This is a genomic window from Providencia sp. PROV261, from assembly GCF_028477945.1.
Taxonomy (GTDB): domain Bacteria; phylum Pseudomonadota; class Gammaproteobacteria; order Enterobacterales; family Enterobacteriaceae; genus Providencia; species Providencia stuartii.
This window is the reverse complement of sequence record NZ_JAMPMC010000023.1, coordinates 98,726-116,088: the sequence shown is the minus strand read 5'-3', so window position 1 is coordinate 116,088 and position 17,363 is coordinate 98,726. Positions and strand designations below refer to the sequence as shown.

General features: G+C 41.2%; 14 protein-coding genes. 4 read left to right on the top strand and 10 right to left on the bottom strand.

Going from position 1 to position 17,363, the window contains the following annotated elements; translation table 11 throughout:
- Positions 1-185 precede the first annotated feature (185 nt).
- Positions 186-1,532 carry an NCS2 family permease gene (locus PR675_RS13790; protein ID WP_004924678.1) on the bottom strand — a complete coding sequence of 449 codons (1,347 nt, stop codon included), beginning with the start codon at positions 1,530-1,532 and terminating at the stop codon, positions 186-188.
- Positions 1,533-2,166: 634 nt separating this feature from the next.
- Between PR675_RS13790 and PR675_RS13785 the strand changes: the two genes are divergently transcribed.
- Positions 2,167-3,837: an ArnT family glycosyltransferase gene (locus tag PR675_RS13785; RefSeq protein ID WP_060560928.1), complete on the top strand. Its 1,671-nt coding sequence runs from the start codon at positions 2,167-2,169 to the stop codon at positions 3,835-3,837.
- 51 nt (positions 3,838-3,888) lie between these two features.
- Here PR675_RS13785 and PR675_RS13780 read toward each other — a convergent pair whose 3' ends face one another.
- Positions 3,889-5,079, bottom strand: coding sequence for an MFS transporter (locus PR675_RS13780; protein WP_272582766.1), 1,191 nt, complete (start codon positions 5,077-5,079; stop codon positions 3,889-3,891).
- 168 nt (positions 5,080-5,247) lie between these two features.
- Complete coding sequence (locus PR675_RS13775) at positions 5,248-6,000, bottom strand: sulfite exporter TauE/SafE family protein (protein ID WP_014656867.1); 753 nt, start codon at positions 5,998-6,000, stop codon at positions 5,248-5,250.
- A gap of 224 nt (positions 6,001-6,224) precedes the next feature.
- Between PR675_RS13775 and PR675_RS13770 the strand changes: the two genes are divergently transcribed.
- Complete coding sequence (locus PR675_RS13770; protein WP_004924471.1) at positions 6,225-6,782, top strand: helix-turn-helix domain-containing protein; 558 nt, start codon at positions 6,225-6,227, stop codon at positions 6,780-6,782.
- Here the strand turns inward: PR675_RS13770 and PR675_RS13765 are convergent.
- The 4 genes from PR675_RS13765 to ivbL form a co-directional block, all read right to left on the bottom strand.
- Positions 6,779-7,441: a hypothetical protein gene (locus tag PR675_RS13765; protein WP_060560926.1), complete on the bottom strand. Its 663-nt coding sequence runs from the start codon at positions 7,439-7,441 to the stop codon at positions 6,779-6,781. The two genes, PR675_RS13770 and PR675_RS13765, sit on opposite strands and share 4 nt — an antisense overlap.
- A gap of 191 nt (positions 7,442-7,632) precedes the next feature.
- A complete protein-coding gene (gene ilvN, locus PR675_RS13760; protein WP_004924476.1) occupies positions 7,633-7,917 on the bottom strand; it encodes an acetolactate synthase small subunit in 285 nt (94 codons plus the stop codon).
- 2 nt (positions 7,918-7,919) lie between these two features.
- Positions 7,920-9,617: an acetolactate synthase large subunit gene (gene ilvB, locus PR675_RS13755; RefSeq protein ID WP_014656869.1), complete on the bottom strand. Its 1,698-nt coding sequence runs from the start codon at positions 9,615-9,617 to the stop codon at positions 7,920-7,922.
- A 104-nt stretch (positions 9,618-9,721) separates the two neighbouring features.
- Complete coding sequence (gene ivbL, locus PR675_RS13750; RefSeq protein WP_154598840.1) at positions 9,722-9,811, bottom strand: ilvB operon leader peptide IvbL; 90 nt, start codon at positions 9,809-9,811, stop codon at positions 9,722-9,724.
- 385 nt (positions 9,812-10,196) lie between these two features.
- Between ivbL and PR675_RS13745 the strand changes: the two genes are divergently transcribed.
- The gene (locus PR675_RS13745; RefSeq protein WP_060560925.1) at positions 10,197-11,363 is read left to right on the top strand and encodes an MFS transporter; all 1,167 of its coding nucleotides are present in this window, start codon (positions 10,197-10,199) and stop codon (positions 11,361-11,363) included.
- Between the two features lie 156 nt (positions 11,364-11,519).
- Positions 11,520-11,927: an HTH-type transcriptional activator AarP gene (gene aarP, locus PR675_RS13740; protein WP_004924490.1), complete on the top strand. Its 408-nt coding sequence runs from the start codon at positions 11,520-11,522 to the stop codon at positions 11,925-11,927.
- A gap of 490 nt (positions 11,928-12,417) precedes the next feature.
- On the opposite strand, the gene PR675_RS13735 is transcribed toward aarP, so the two are convergent.
- From PR675_RS13735 to PR675_RS13725, 3 genes are all read right to left on the bottom strand, one after another.
- Complete coding sequence (locus tag PR675_RS13735; protein WP_060560924.1) at positions 12,418-13,767, bottom strand: DNA-processing protein DprA; 1,350 nt, start codon at positions 13,765-13,767, stop codon at positions 12,418-12,420.
- Positions 13,764-15,863 carry a RecQ family ATP-dependent DNA helicase gene (locus PR675_RS13730; protein WP_004924500.1) on the bottom strand — a complete coding sequence of 700 codons (2,100 nt, stop codon included), beginning with the start codon at positions 15,861-15,863 and terminating at the stop codon, positions 13,764-13,766. The genes PR675_RS13735 and PR675_RS13730 overlap by 4 nt, the downstream gene beginning before the upstream one ends.
- 650 nt (positions 15,864-16,513) lie before the next feature.
- The gene (locus PR675_RS13725; RefSeq protein ID WP_004924506.1) at positions 16,514-17,029 is read right to left on the bottom strand and encodes a single-stranded DNA-binding protein; all 516 of its coding nucleotides are present in this window, start codon (positions 17,027-17,029) and stop codon (positions 16,514-16,516) included.
- Positions 17,030-17,363 lie beyond the last annotated feature (334 nt).

Genomic DNA, 17,363 nt, shown 5'->3' with positions numbered 1-17,363 from the left:
GGCCATGAAATTTTTCAGTAAAGCCAGCAACTCGTGAAAACCCGCGGATTTCACATGTTTCACCGCCTTTTGTCTATTCTATCCTTAACTAACTACTAGGCGGGAAAATAATTCAAACTTTAAGATTAATCGCGATAATACATTAGGGGGCAGCCGATGCGCCAGCCCCCACAGAACAACGAATCTTAAATCGCTAAATCAGCAGCATAAAATGCCACTAATAGAACAGCAATAACCACGGTTCCAATATTCAGCTTACGCCACTCACCTGCAAAGATACGTCCAATCACCAATGCGGCGAAACCTAACATAATGCCAGTAACAATGTTACAGGTCAGAACAATAAACACAGCACATAATAAACCGGACATCGAATCGACAAAGTCATCAAAGTTCAGTTTAGAAACATTACTCAACATCAACAGACCGACATACATCAAAGCCGGCGCCGTCGCATACGCAGGTACTAAATAAGACAAGGGGGATAAAAATAGAATCAATAAGAACAACAGGCCAACGACCACCGCAGTAAGCCCCGTACGACCACCAGCAGCAGTACCAGCAGCAGATTCGATATAAACCGCAGCAGGAGAAGCCCCAATCGCTCCAGCAAAGATACTGCTTACCGAGTCCGCAGTTAATGCTTTACCACCATTAATAATTTGCCCATCTTTATCCAGCAAGTTAGCTTGACCAGCAACCGCACGGATGGTTCCTGTCGCATCAAAGACTGCGGTCATGACCAATGCTAATAAGCTTGGTAACACGATAGGTTGCAAGGCTCCCATAATGTCCATGCTCATGATCAGTGATAAACCATCTTCACCTAATGAAGGAAGCTTAAAGAAACCTTGGTACTTAACGGCAGGGTCAAAAATTAACCCTATGATTGAAATAGCAATAATCACCAACAGAACACCACCGGGCACGCGACGCTTCTCTAAGCCAAAAATAACCGCTAAACCCGCTAATGCCATTAATACAGGGAAAGAGGTAAAATCGCCAAGTGCAACAGGTAGCCCTTCATTTGGGTTTTTAACGACCAGCCCGACACCATTTGCGGCTATCAGTAATAAAAATAACCCAATACCAATCCCAGTACCGTGCGCAATCCCCATAGGCATATTACGCAGGATCCAGCTACGAATTCCTGTCACCGAAATAATAGTAAACAGGCACCCCATAAGAAACACGGCCCCTAAAGCAACAGGGATACTGATTTTCTGGCCTAACACCAAGCTAAAAGCCGTAAATGCGGTAAGTGAAATCGCACAACCAATCGCCATTGGCAGGTTAGCCCACAGCCCCATCAATAGTGAGCCAAAACCCGCCACTAAACAGGTCGCAATAAAGACAGCTGTAGGAGGGAACCCTGCCTGCCCTAACATTCCCGGAACGACAATGACGGAATACACCATCGCCAAAAATGTCGTTAACCCTGCAATAATTTCACGGCGAACCGAAGAGCCACGCGCAGAAATTTTAAAATATTTATCCAATTTGCAATTGGTTGAAGCCTGTTGGCCAGACATGGAAATACCCCTGCTAAATATGACAAAAAGCGCCTAATCTCACTGACGAAAACGATTACGTTTTTAGAAAAAACTGATTGAGCGAGTGATTTACTCACTCCCCACTCTCACGCAATCGTTTGGCTTTAACAATAGAGATGGCAGACTATGAAGCGGGCAATTATCAATCGAAATCGACGTATTGATCAAGTGTTTTCAAGTTACATGGGGCAATCGCACACAACAAAGCAAACTTAACATAAATTTTTAGATTTTATCCCTAGCGCAGTGAGGAGGTTTTACCGAATTTGGCATCCTTACTATCCGACTTATTAGCCCTCTCTATTGTGAATGGATTTTCTTTTCGTTTAGCTACAGTTAATAAATATTTTGTTAGAGTTAAGTGTTGCTTCGCTAAATAATAGTGAGGGGTATTAGCGAGAGGATGACAAATAACTTATTTTTTAAATCGCATTTATTACATAGAATATAATGCTGCAAAAATATAATCTGACAACGAGAATTTAAATAAAAATCAACTTTAATTTCATCATGTTAACAATTTTTATGTGTAAACATTAATTATATTTGATCTCGTTAAAATTAAATATCACATAAAATTATTAATTACTGACATATATTCACTGCAAGAACAATGCAAAAAAAATTAACACCTAATCAAAAGTCATTAATTTTATTTATTGGCTTTCTCGCCATCTATCTTTTACCTGGTATTTACGGGCACACTCCGTGGAAGCAAGATGAAAACTATAGCTTTGGTATTATCCAAACTATGTTCGAAACAGGTAATTGGCTCGTACCAACGAATGCTGGCGAACCGTTTATGGAGAAGCCACCACTGTACTATTGGGTCGCCACCATCAGTGCCCATTTGCTATCTGGCTTTATGCCGCTTTATGATGCGGCGCGCAGTGCGACATTGTTATTTTCAGTGATTAACTTTTCATTTTTTATTCTACTTGCTCGCCGAGCCTTCAATACAGACCATATTAGTGATAAACGCATTTGGATTGCATTCGCACTCTACCTTTGCGCCCCCGGCATTTTAAGGCATAGCCATGATATGTTTACGGATGTTGCACTCATTACAGGTGCTACTATCGGTTTGTACGGCATTCTTGGGCTAATACGCCAAGAAAAGGTTGCGATGTCCGCATTATGGCTAATGTTTGGCACAGTGATCACCATGCTATCAAAAGGGGTGTTTATTCCGGGTGTGTTATGGTTAAGCTTACTGCTAGCCCCGATTTTTCTACCACACTGCCGCCAAAAGCTTTTTTGGCTACCTGCAATCATCGCCGGTCTCGCTGCTCTTATCTTGATTTTACCTTGGCCTATTTTACTCTATCGCCAACATCCCGATCTGTTTATGACTTGGTTTTGGGAAAATAATATCGGTCGTTTTCTAGGCTTCTCTGTTGAAAAATTAGGTGCCAAAGCGAACTTAACACGTGTTCCAGCATCCGTACTGCTATTTGCACTGCCAGCAGGCATACTGGCTACCCTCTATTTTATTAGAAATCCGTTAAAACGATTACGTAGCCGTAACGAGTACTTAGTCACCATTTTCCCGCTACTTGGGATTGTATTTTTACAAATTTCAGCAACAGGTAGAGCGCTCTATTTGCTCCCTTTCATCGCCCCACTTGCAATCTTAGGGACCCAAACCGTGCTTGCGCTTCCTGAAAAAGTGCTACGCGGTTTCTCATGCTTTGCGGCTACGCTATGGTCACTACTTATTATTTTCCTGTGGGTTTGCTATTTTATCGCCCTTTCGGGTCAGACGCAGGTGTGGCTTACACCTTTTAGTAAATGGCTACCGATGAGTTACCAAATGCCATTTTCGATAGTTGCTTTGCTAGTCGCGACAATCCTCACCGCCATCTGGTTTTTACGCAGAGCGTTATTGAGCCGACAGATTACCTTACGTGCCATGCAAAACTGGACGCTAGGCATGTGTATCGTATGGGGGATCACATTCAGCTTATTTTTGGGCTGGATAGACTATACCAAAGGGTTTAAAGATGTCTTTGTCGATTTAGAACAACATCTAAAAGGCCATTATCATGCTAATGACTGTATGGCATCCGATAATATCGGTGAATCCGAAGCCCCTATGCTGTACTACTACACAAAGATCTTACATCAACGGCAAGATCGCTTTGAAAAACCAGAGCAGTGCCGCTGGTTAATTGTGTTATCAAAACAGATCAAGCCAGCTCCCGCGGGTATGACGCTATTTTGGAGCAACCACCGCCCCGATGAATTCACCGAAAACTTAGTTGTTTATAAAAGCATTGAGTAGAGAAATGAAAAATCTGTGCCAGTTTATCACCACTGGCACACTATTTTTTAGTTAAGCTTGTTGCGTGCTTTGGGCGCTATATTTTTCACGCGTAAACCACAAAAACGCTGTAGCAATAAAAATGAGTAATACGGGTAACCCCGCCAGCGAAAGAGATGTCGCGACGCCAGCTAATAACGGCCCGGACAAATTACCAATTCCCCATAACATAGCCGCAGCGGCATTCGCAATAATTAGGTCATTGCCTTTAAAATATTGACCAATTTGCACAAGCGCAATGGTGTAAATAGCACCGGCTGTTGCCCCCAAAACAAATAACAAGACCCAAATTAAATAATGGTGAGTTATCAAGAAAGGTAATAAACAACTCGCTCCTAATGTGACAACGCCGCAAATCCGATACAGTTTTTCACGGTTCATATGGTCCGCTAACCATCCAAATGGCATTTGCATCACCGCATCCCCCGCTAAAATTGCACTGATCATCATCGCGGCAATCGCCTCAGTATGCCCCATTCCCATACCATAAATAGGGAACATCGATAAAATCGTGCCATCAAAAAAAGCGAAAAATAGAATACCAGCACAAATACCCGGAGCGACTTTAACAAACTGAATAATTGAAAAACGTGATTCACTGGCTGTCGCGGAAATACGGTCACCCACCTTTTGTTCCATAATTAAAAATAGTGCTATAGATATCAGGTGAAGTAAGGTGCAAATCAATAATGGAGATTTATCTTCTACGCCATAGTAAGCAATAAAAGAGGGGCCGAGTAGTTGGCTCACGGTAAAAACAGTGGTGTAGATGGCGAGGATACGGCCTCGCTTGCTTTCCGGGCTAAGTTCATTAATCCATGTTTCCCCTAAACAAATCAGTACACCGCTGGCTAACCCTGTAATCAAACGTAATGGAAAGAGCAGCCACAATGGTAACGAACTCAGTAACGGTAGCAAACTTATTGCAGAAATAATGGTTGCGATAAGCATTGCTTGTCGTTTCCCACACCAACGAACAATCCGTTGCACCATAGGGGCAATTAAAAGCATCCCTAAAGCAGGTGCAGCTGAAATAATGCCAATATAGAGTTCGCTAACACCATAGTTATTTAATCGCAAAGCGACCATTGGGATACTTAAACCAATAACGATACCAATGACAGCAATACTGGTTGTAATGGTAAAAATAGCGAACGAAAGGGTACGACGAAAATGCTGTAAACGCTGATTATCAGAGCTCATTTTGATATTAATCTGCTTTCATTAATGAAAGCTTCCATTTTAAATTCTATTTATTAACGTTAAACACAATATAAAAACCCTTCATCATCTGGAATTACCGAAGATGACGAAAGGTAATTGTATCATGCTTTATATTTTATACTGATAAATCTTTAACAGTGACGTGAGTTACAAAATAAAAAAATAACGATATAGCAAGGCAATACCTGAAATTAAAATAATAATATTGATAATTTTCAGGAAAGATTCTCGCGATATTTTCAAGGTAATATGGCGCCCAGCCCAAATACCAATCAACATTGCGGGTGAGAACGCTAATGCCATCAGCAGAATATCGACATTCACATAGACACCCATCACTAAAAAGATTGTGACACGCGTTAACGTGCTAAAGCCTATTAATGTCATTTGGGTGATGCGAAAGCGCTGTTTATCGGCTATGCGGCTTGATAAGTACATAGCATAAATAAAGCCACCGCTACCAAATAACGCACTAAAAATACCGCCGATCAAGCTGAAAGGAACAACTAATATCTTAGAAAAATGCGATTGGCCTTTCTTTGAAAAAAAGGCGTTCATAACATAAAAAATCACAAATATACCAAGTAATAAAATCAGAATATCTGGGCGTGTTTTTAGTAAGATAGCCGCACCAATTAAACTCCCCACAACCATGAGTGGAATAATCCATTTTATTTCTTGATAATCCGCGTTTTTACCATCTTTTACTAGATTGATCAGCGCCGCCGTTAAATCAATCAGTGCTAATATAGGCACGATCATATTTAAAGGAAGATACATTGCTAATACAGGCGTGGCTATCAAAGCGGATCCAAACCCAGCCATCCCAAAAACTAAATAAGCGCACAGTAGTGTAAAAAAACAGATCGCCATTTCTAGCGAGAAAAAATCAAACGGCATAATTAGCCCTTACAGGGAGTATTTTTGTTCACTATAATTTTTTCTGAATAAATAAAAAAGCCCTGTTTTTATTACCTAAGTGAACGGATTGATTATTAAATCAGGTTGCCATCTTCATTTTCTTCCATTGTCAAAATATTATGCCTTTATCAGTACGTTTCTGACATAACGTTGTTATGATGGTAGAATTAGCAGCATAATTTAACTTTCAAGGAAGACACAGGGTGGATAAAAAAATCAACATTAAAATTGGTCAAAAAGTACGCTTACTCCGGCAAGCAAGGAACCTCTCCTTGAATGAACTAGCACGTTTATCAGGGATCTCAAAAGCGGCTCTTTCTAAACTGGAGTCTGGCGATTCAAACCCAAGAGTTGATACCTTAGAAGCCATCGCCATCGCATTACGCTTCCCATTGAGTGATCTATTTACATTACAGCATGAAGCCTACCCCTACTTTGTGAAGTCAGCTCCTCAGCAAGGGGATTATTCACAACAATTTAAATTTCGTATCAATATGGGCAATATTTCTGAAATATGGCAGTTGAATATGAAACGAGGCGCCATCATTAATAGCCCCGCACATATGAGCGGAACTCATGAACATATCATGCTGCATACTGGTTCATTGATGTTACGCTTAAAAGATGAACAAACCGTGTTATTAGAAGAAGGGGATTTTTATGCCTTTAGTTGTGATTTTCCCCACTCCTATCTCTGCATGGAGGGGGAATTAAATGCAACAGTCGTGATGACGTACTCGCATCTTAGTGACAGTATCTAAACTTCGACATGCTTCGCATCATAACTGATCCGCAAGATCCCTTTTTTATATTTCATCGACTTAATCACAAACTGGCAAATTTTACCGAGTGAATCAACATGAGTGCCGCCACAAGGCACCTCATCACCTTCAGAAACGCGACAAAGGCGTAACTCTCCTCGTTGTTCAACAGATACAGGATAGTCACTGTGCAAGCGTTGATTGACTAAAGCTTCTATTTCCCTTTCATCTAGTTGTTCAATGGGGGTGGGGTTATCACTAATTGCACTAAACTCTACTCGTGACTCATTCGGAAAATGGTGCCCTTTTTGCCCCTTCCATCCAAAACAAGCCATTTCCCAACTTAATAAGTGCCCCGTCGTATGCAAAGCCGCATGATATTGGCGCTGTGCCTTATCAATTTTCGCACTGACAGCATCACCAACATTCAAATTCTGATCCGGCGCTAAATAAGCAATTATCCAGCCATTTGGGTGTTTCTTAATACGAACAGGCTGATCATTGATCCACCCGGCATCGGCTGGTTGACCTCCGCCTTGTGGATGAAAAATATTATCCCTTAGCGCAACCCATTGCCCCTCATCATCTTGGCCTTTTTCAAGTACAGTTGTTTGAATTTCATAGCGATAAGTATCAGTCAGATAAATATTATTCTGCATAAAATGCCCCACTTATTTGTTGATGCTTTACAGCGTAATGCTGAGTTTGTTATACCACCATTGTTCACTTTAAGAAACAATAGAACATTAAAACAAACAAATGTGCTTAAATTGTGCGTTCAAACCAAATAAAAAATTCAACCTACAGGATAAATGTAGGTTGAATATAGAGAGCCAGTGGCGATGCAATGTTATTGCAAATAGTTTTGCATTGTCTCAAATAGTCTTAGGTCATCACTAAAACGGACTTCCCTAACATCTTCTAGTTTTTCAACTTGATTCACCATTTGTGACAAGCGCTCATCTTTTTGTACTAATAGCCAAATTCGGCTTTCATCTTTATCTTTTATTGGCATACATAAAATGCCGTCCACATTAAAAGCACGACGCGCAAACAGGCCACAAATATGCGACATAACACCAGGATGGTTGCGGACAATAAGTTCTAATGCAATTGGGTGATGTTCAAAAACCATAATTACGCTCCGATCATATCAATATTTGCTGCACCCGGTGGAACCATTGGATAAACCTTTTGATTCACATCGATCAGGGCATGAATTAAGCAAGGACCTTTCGTGTTCATAATCGCTTCTAATGCCATTTCAGGATCCGCTTCCGTATTTAAATCACAGGTTTTCAAACCAAACCCCGCCGCAATTTTAATAAAATCTGTTTGATATGGATAAGCTGCGGCATATATGCGGTTATCAAAAAACAGCTCTTGTTGCTGATACACCATACCCAATGCTTGGTTATTCATCAGAACAATTTTGATATTTAATTGGTGCTCAACTGCGGTGGCAAGCTCTTGAATATTCATCATCAAGCTGCCGTCACCAGAGAAACATACGATGGTTTGCTCTGGGTTCGCCAATGCCGCACCAATCGCGGCAGGAAGGCCAAAGCCCATCGTGCCTAAACCGCCAGATGTTAACCACTGGCGAGGACGTGATAGCGGATAAACCTGTGCCGCCCACATTTGATGCTGCCCAACGTCAGTGGTCACTATCGCTTCTTCGCCCGCGGCTCTTGCAGCAGCAAGCACTAAGCCGTAATGGCTTAATGGATTATCGGCTTCGCTTAAATTTAATGGGTAGTCCTGCTTTAATTGATTAACTCTTGTCATCCACTCTTCACGTTGATTTTTTTCAACTAACGGCAGTAATAACTCGAGAATTTGCCCTGCATCTGCATTGATAGCAATATCAGGTCGTTTAATTTTACTGATCTCTGCTTTATCAATATCTACATGAATAATTTTGGCATTAGGACAGAATTTTTCTGCACGACCTATCGCTCGGTCATCAAAGCGAGCACCGATAACAATTAGCAAATCAGCTTCTTCCATCACCATATTCGTGCTACGCGCCGCATGCATTCCTAACATTCCCAAGTAGAGCGGGTGGCGCATAGGAATAGTTCCTAATGCCATCAGCGTCATCGTCGTTGGTAATGTCGCTTTCTCTGCAAACGCAATCGCCGTCTCTGTGGAGCCTGAACTAATCACGCCGCCCCCAAAATAAAGTACAGGACGTTTCGACTGATTAATCATTTCCGCCGCTTGGATCACTTTTTCCATCTCAAAGTTCGGCGCCTTATCTTTTGGCTGAATATCTGGCAATGCGTCTAATTCGATCGTTGCCGTCTGCACATCTTTAGGAATATCAATCCATACTGGGCCGGGACGCCCGGACTCTGCGATTCGGAAGGCGTCACAAATTACTTGCGGTAATTCATTGATGTTACGAACTAAATAGTTGTGTTTTGTGACAGGAATAGAAATCCCATAAGTATCAACTTCCTGAAAAGCATCGGTGCCAATCATTGAAGAAGGAACTTGGCCTGTAATACAAACCAGTGGAATAGAGTCAAGCTTAGCGTCCGCAATGGCCGTGACTAAATTCGTTGCCCCTGGGCCACTCGATGAAATACACACTGCCGCTTTTCCGGTTGTACGCGCAATACCTTGTGCAATAAAGCCAGCACCTTGCTCATGACGCGCCAAAATATGGCGGATTTGCTTGCTTTTACCTAAAGCATCATAAAAAGGGAGGGCTGCACCGCCAGGGATCCCTGAAACAATGGTAATGCCATGTTTTTCTAACAAATGGACTATCAGTTCTGCACCTGTGTAGCAGGTTTTATCTGATGATGTTGTACCCGATTCGCTCATAATCTTATCCTTCACACTAGCCGGTGAGATTCGAGCGGCGATTCATAAAAAAACCCCGCTCGGTTTGCGCCGGCGGGGTTTTTAATCTGCGTTGATTGTTCCCGTTACGGCGCTAAGCCCACGACCACCACCACACGCACGACCACCGCGGCACGTGGCGCGGTTAGTAGTAGGTTTGAATGATGAAGAGTCATGTTCACGGGTTATTCCTGTCTGTCGATATTAATTTGGTTTAAATTATTAATCATTATTTTGTGTAAGTGCATTTAAGAAAACACATCTTGTTCACAATGACAATCATTTTTTCCATTTTTATTCATCTCACATTTAAAACGCGATCAATATCACACTACTAACTTACCAGAGCATTTAACTGGCAATTAGTTATTTTTTGGTTTTATCCACTCGTTAAACCGAGATAACAACCAGGCTCTTAAATTGACTGATATTCCCTCTTGACTTCAAGTTGGCTTGAAGTTGTAAGCTGCACATTTCCTGTATTTCACAACAATAAATTGGCAAAGCAAACTCAGCTTAACTGATTATTTCTATTAGTTTATTTTATTTTTAGAGGGTATTATGCCTAAAAATGTTTGGTGGTTAGCTATCGCATTAGCACTGTTTACAACGGGGAATGCTATTGTACTTTCAGTGGCAGTCGTGATCGGCGAGAAACTTTCCGTAGATCCGACTTACTCTACGGTTCCACTCCTGAGCCAATATATTGGTTTAATTATGGCAACCATTCCTATTGCATATTTAATGCAGAAATACTCAAGAAAACTCGGCTTTATACTGGGGAGTTTTTCTGGGATGATCGGAGCCATTCTATCCATTGTTGGTATTATTTATTACAACTTAACCTATTTCTCAATTGGCCTATTCTTTACAGGAATTGCCATTGGTACAGCACAACAATTTCGTTTTGCAGCGCTCGAAGAAGCTCCTAAAGCTTTACATGCTAAAGCGGTTGGGTTAGTGATGAGTGGAGGAATTGCAGCCGCCTTAATCGGCCCAACGTTGGCCGTTATGACACAGCGCTTTTTCACTGAATACCCTTTTGCTGGCCCCTTTAGTGCATTAACGCTCATCTATGTTATCGCTTTTATTTTATTATTAAGAGTGCCTTTGAAAAAAGTCGAACAACAAAGGCAAAACCATAGCAAAGCGAAACGTAGTTATAAACAACTGTATTCACAACCGATATTAAAATTAATTACTATCGTAAGTGCGGTTGGCTATGCGTTAGTGGTATTGACTTTCGCTTCCATTCCACTCTCTATGAAACAACACAATTTCCCCTTCTCTTTAATAGCTCTTGTATTCCAGTGCCATGTACTCGGTATGTTCGCACCCTCTTTTTTTACAGGGCACCTTATTCATCGTATTGGAACAAAAAAGATCATCGTTATCGGTATTTTGTTGCTGTTTCTCTCTGCCACAATAAACCTACTGGGAAGCCAATTTTATCACTATCTACTATCAGGCATATTCGTTGGTGTCGCGTGGAATTTTATTTTAATCAGTACCACCCAACTATTGCCTCTCGGCTATGAAGATCACGAAAGAGCAAAAGTGCAAGGTATGACAGATTTTCTTATTTATTCTTTTGGTGCTTTAGGTAGCCTTGCAGCCGGTGTGTTATTTTTCTCGCTCGGTTGGCAATTGATGAATGTCCTGTCAATGGTCATTTCAATTTTCATTCTTGTTTTTTGTATTGTTTTAAAAAAACATATTACGCAATGAATTAAACAATAAGATAGGTATTTAATTTTATATATACAGGTGTAATCGTCGTCTGCCATAGTGGAATACACTGTATTATAACCTGTTTAAGTTTTATTTATTCAAAAGCTATCCGATGAGTAATATGCTTATAATCTAACAAATAGGAAATGTATTATGTATAATAAATTACCCATTTCATATAGCAGAAAACATACTCAATTTCAGTCCTCTATTATCTCTGAAATCCTAGTTTGGATAGAAGGAAACCTTACTAATCGATTATCATTAGATGATATTGCACAACATTCTGGATATACCAAATGGCACTTGCAACGGGTATTTCGTAAAATTGTCGGTATGCCTTTAGGGGAATATATACGCCGTCGACGGATCTGTGAAGCGGCGAAAGAGCTACAAACCACAAACCTTCAAGTAATTGATATTGCATTGAAATACCAATTTGACTCCCAACAATCCTTTGCCAAAAGGTTTAAAGCTTATTTAGGTATTTCACCTTCTTTATATCGTCTTTCCGACACTGGTTATAATGACCTCTTGTTACTAGAGCCTAAGGTCGCTTAACCATTGAATATGAAAAGACATCGAAATTTGACGCATTACTGTATTACTGACTAATATGCTCCTAGTAATAATACTTACTGGAGCTTTATTTTTATTTAAATCCATTTGTTATCCTTTTTCCTTTTGATTGAATATTAAGAAACCCTTAATGTTCATCCTCGATAAATATTTTATAATTGATATAAAAAGACAAATTTTCATTATTAGGTTAAATAAAAAACCATACTAATTAGAAACTTTTTATATTTAGGTGTTTTTCTAGACCTATTGCATACGGTGATAATATTAGTGTCATTTTCTACATTCAAATCACAATAATATGATACTCAGTATTAATTTCCTATATTGTAATAGCTTCCCCCATTGGATCATCGGCATATTAAGCGATATTGTTTATCAATGCTATAAATCCCTAAAACCCCCTTACTCTGCCATCACTCGTTCAATTGTTACCAATTAAGTAAAACATCCTTGTTCCACTACGTGGTATTTAGCCCTGCTCTTTCTCAATTACCGCTTGATAACGGACTGGCCGTTTGAATTTTTTTACTAAGCCATCTTTTTCTGCGCGCTTCAACCACTCATTTAATTGTGATTTGTGTAATTCTGTCTTTGCAATAAGTTCATCAAGTGAAATTGGTTCTTTAGCCAACCCTTGAAGTTCCATTGTGAATAATTGATAAAAATCCACAGGGGTTGAACGCAGCTCCTCAATCTCTATAGACTGCTTTGAAACGGCCAAACTGTCTGTTTGCTCCACACCACTTGATACATTGCTCTCTATCTCTGGCAGGTTGGCTTCTAATATTGGATTAGGCTCTGCAAATAATTCTGGTTGTTCAGGAACGGCAGATGAAAAAAGATCAGGCTGTTCTTCTTTTACCTGCTCAACACTATTGACGTCATTTCTAATGAGTTCTGCAATATTAGAGTGTTGCACATCATCCGTTAACCAGCGCGCGCCTTTAGCGACCAAATCAGCATTAGCAGCACTTTTGTCAATTGTCGGCTTGACCCATAGAGGCACCCACATTTTTTTTAGATTTTCTTCAGCACCACTTAACGTGCCCCCTTTTTTACCTGAATGGATCACAAGAGCGCTATCTGCTAAACAGTAAATATACTTATTGCGAGCCATCGCATTACCGGTGCTAAAACCCGCTTCTGGATAAAAAGGTGATACTAATACCGCATGCCCCTCCATTAGCCCTTTACGCCATTTACTACTCGTTGCGGCTTTTAGTAAATTATCCGCCACCACACCAATAATTACGCCACCTTGCCGCATAGCGCCTAACATTGCCGTTTCATCGACACCACGTGCTGCCCCTGAAATAATCGCGACATTATCGGATGCTGCTTTAGCACCAATTTGATCTGTATAAGTGAGATCAGACACACTTGCATTACGTGAACCAATAACGGCTAATCCCCCCATATTCAATAACGCTTTATTCCCACAACCAAATAACACGGGGGGAGAATCTGTTTTTAACCGCTGTTTTAAACGTTTTGGGTATTCAGGATCAGAACGCGTAACCACCCACAAACCCGCCCGTTGCCATTTCTCTATGGCAAGAGCAAGGCTATGCCCACGGTTCAATAGCTCCACAATCCGTTCTGTACTAATACGAGCATCGTGCCACCCACTGAGTAGTGCCTTCGGATCAGAGACTAAAAGGTCTGCTGGTGTCGTTGATTTTTCTTTCAACCATAACGCAAACCGCCCCCACTCCGTATTAGTGAGCGGCTTGACGGCTTCACTACTCGCCTTGGAAAAATAGCTAGTTAGTAATAAAGTCGCTTGCGCTGTTGGTGACAATGAGCTAGATACATTCATGAGTCTTTTACCGAAGAAGAGGCAAGTGCAACTGGATATACCATACCACTACCTGCCTGCTGTAATAATGCCGCGATGACTGTTAGCGTCCAGCCGGAGTCCACAATGTCATCGACCAAAAGTACGGGCTGCCCACATAATAATTCTGTAATAGCAAATGCGCCATCCAAATTCTGGCACTGGTGGAAACGATTTTGCTGACTTTTTTGTGGCTGGTTATCTTTAATTTTGCTCACAGAATTCACAAATGGCAAGCCTAGTCGCGAGGCTAAACGGCGAGCAAAACTTGGTACTAATTCTGGATGGTTTCGCGATGGTACACAACAGACCCATTGTGGTGCAGGGGTTGGTTTCCAGCGGTTTTGGATCATTTCTGCCATCGCTTCGACTAATTCATCACTAAAATACCCAGCATATTTGTTGTTTGCAACTAAACGCCCCCAACCAGCATCCCCCCAACGTGATAAAACCCGTCCTTCTTGAGCACGGAGATTTTGTGGCAGACTACCTTTAAAGCCATACTCCAAGAAAGCATTAGCGGCAACCTGTGCTTTAGGTTTAATCGCCATCTCGGCGTGCTTAAGAAAAGTTCCCGCCCGATGAACCAAAGCGGGGTCGATGGCTTGGTTGACAACTGGGCGTGCTATACAGGATGCACACTTACCGCAAGGAGTCGGGTCATGGTCGTCTAGAGCTTTGCGCAGAAAGGTCATCTTGCATCCACTGTCTTTCAAATAGGCCTGTACTTCTTGCCACTCTTGAACACGCTGTCCTGTTAAATGTTCAATACGCGCATGATCCATTTGGTAATGTACAGGCGTCCTTACCCAGCGGCTACCATTTTTAATGACGGGCGCCGGGTTTTCCACGCTCAATAATTTAAGTACCTTCTCAATCTGCCCGTAGCGCAGGTTAGTTTTCTCCTCGATATTACGTATTGATAAACCATCACCCTGTTCTAGCGCCTGTAAAACCTCATTGACTTGCATTTCAGATGGAAACGCTGAGCCCCAGAAAAATTCATGAATGTCCCGATCCTCTACACCAGACATTAATACGCCTACTGCATGGTCAATACCACGGCCAGCACGCCCTACTTGCTGATAATAAGCGACAATAGACCCCGGAGCTTGATAGTGAATGACGAAACTTAGGTCGGGTTTATCATAACCCATGCCTAACGCGGTCGTCGCCACCAACACCTTTAATTGATTATTAAATAGTAATTCCTCTAAATGTTGACGGTAAACATTACTATTTTCAAAATCATCACTTTCAACGCTGCTATGATAAGCCTTCGCATCGATACCGTTACGATTTAGCCATTCAGCAACTTGTTCAGCATCACGTACTGTTAATGTGTAAACGATGCCTGTACCCGGCAAATTGGGAATTACCTGAGCTAGCCATGCTAGACGAGAACTTTGATCGGGCAGAACCATGGTTTGCAATGCAAGGCTCTCTCGGATCAATGAACCACGCTGGATCCGGATATGACCAAGTAAGGCCTGAATATCATCGACAACACGATTATTAGCCGTCGCAGTGGTGCCTAATACTGGGGTGTTTGCAGGTAACTGACGCAAAATATTCACAATGCGACGGTAGTCAGGGCGGAAATCATGCCCCCAATCGGAAATACAATGAGTTTCATCAATCACCATCAAAGCGATACGATCTGCAATAGGCTGAAGTACTGTTTCAATAAAACTATCATTAGCTAACCGTTCAGGTGAAATCAACAAACAATCAATTTGATTATTGTGAATACGCTGCGTAACACTTTGCCAATCATCTTGGTTAGTTGAGTTCATCGTCTCAGCCACAATCCCCAAACGTTCCGCTGATTCAATTTGGTTGCGCATCAAGGCCAACAATGGCGATACAATAATCGTTGGCCCCATACCTCTATCGCGGAAAATCTTCGTACTGATAAAATAAACCGAACTCTTCCCCCAACCTGTTCGCTGTACAACGAGTAACTTCTGTCGATGATTTACTAGTGTATCAATCGCTTCCCACTGACCATCTCGAAATTCGGCAGTAGGGCTAGCTAGAGCGGTTCTTAGTAGTTGTAGGGCTTCGGCACGGTTCATTATTACTCCTTAATTTATTCGGTAAGTTCACCGTTGATAAGTTTGGGTAGCAACAAGTCGTGAAATTGCATAATGTTCGCTATATTCAAACAGCCTGATAATTTAGAGCATCGATTTTCAACCTGAATATCACGTGTATTCATTCAAGCTAATAGGAAACAAAAAATATCAACTGCATTAATATTATTTATATTTAAAGGCAATAGCACGACTTCCATTATTATTTTCTCGCTTCATGAACTGCATAATAAAGCCACATTTTACCTTTTCCAGCCGGAGGTAAAAAACTGCGAACGTTCTCAAATTTCTGTTCAATTTATTGATATTAAAATGCTTCTGAAACAATAAATTCATTTGGTAAAAGCACAAACACTCTTTCCGTATTGTTAGCCATTACATATAGCTTCTTTTAGGGAATTATCTTTCAGTCTAATGGAATGATTCTGATTGGTGAAAAGAGAGGGAACGACCACTATTTACCTAAATAAAAAATAATATTTTTAGTATTTATTCAACACCCAACATTTGTCTAAAACAAAAAACCTTCTAAATGCTCTCACACTTAGAAGGCTGAAGTTTGTTTTCTGCACTTTGTAAATCAGACGGCTAAAAAAACCTCAGATCTACTTTAATTCGAATTTTTATTCCAATCAGAACGGAATATCGTCATCGAAGTCCATTGGTGGTTCGCTGCTTTGTGGCGCAGGTGCTGGTGAACGCGCTGGGGCGCCGCCACCACTGAATTGCTGAGCCGCTGGTTGCTGAGGCTGACCCCAACCGCTTTGACCACCTTGGCTTTGGCCTGATGATTCGCCACCACGACCGCCTAACATTTGCATTGAGCCACCGATGTTAACCACAACTTCAGTGGTGTAACGGTCTTGACCACTTTGGTCTTGCCATTTGCGAGTCTGCAAAGAACCTTCAATATAGACTTGAGAACCTTTTTTCAGATATTCACCAGCAACTTCAGCTAATTTGCCGAAAATCACGACACGATGCCATTCTGTTTTCTCACGCATTTCACCAGTTTGCTTATCGCGCCAGCTTTCAGAAGTTGCCAGAGTCAGGTTTGCAACAGCACCACCGTTAGGCATGTAACGGATTTCAGGATCTTGCCCTAAGTTACCGATAAGAATTACTTTATTTACGCCTCTGCTGGCCATTTAAACACTCCTGATCCATTAAATTTAATCTCTGTATTAGTCGTGAAGTTTAGCACGACCAACCCATAATGCATACGAATTGCATACTAAAATAGATGTAGCTTGCTCAAGTTGCGAGCAGCTTTGAAAATTTAAATTGTATCGTTCTTGAAGGTTCACAAACTGACAACCTGAATAATTTACTGTGCAGCTACGCGATACATTAATAATTCGACAATGCAAACACCAGCCTTGTTCAGTGCGAATGAATATAATCAACAACGCGACAACTCAATATCACATGATTATAATCTGTTTTTTAATAAAACACTGTATATTCATTCAGTCTGAATTG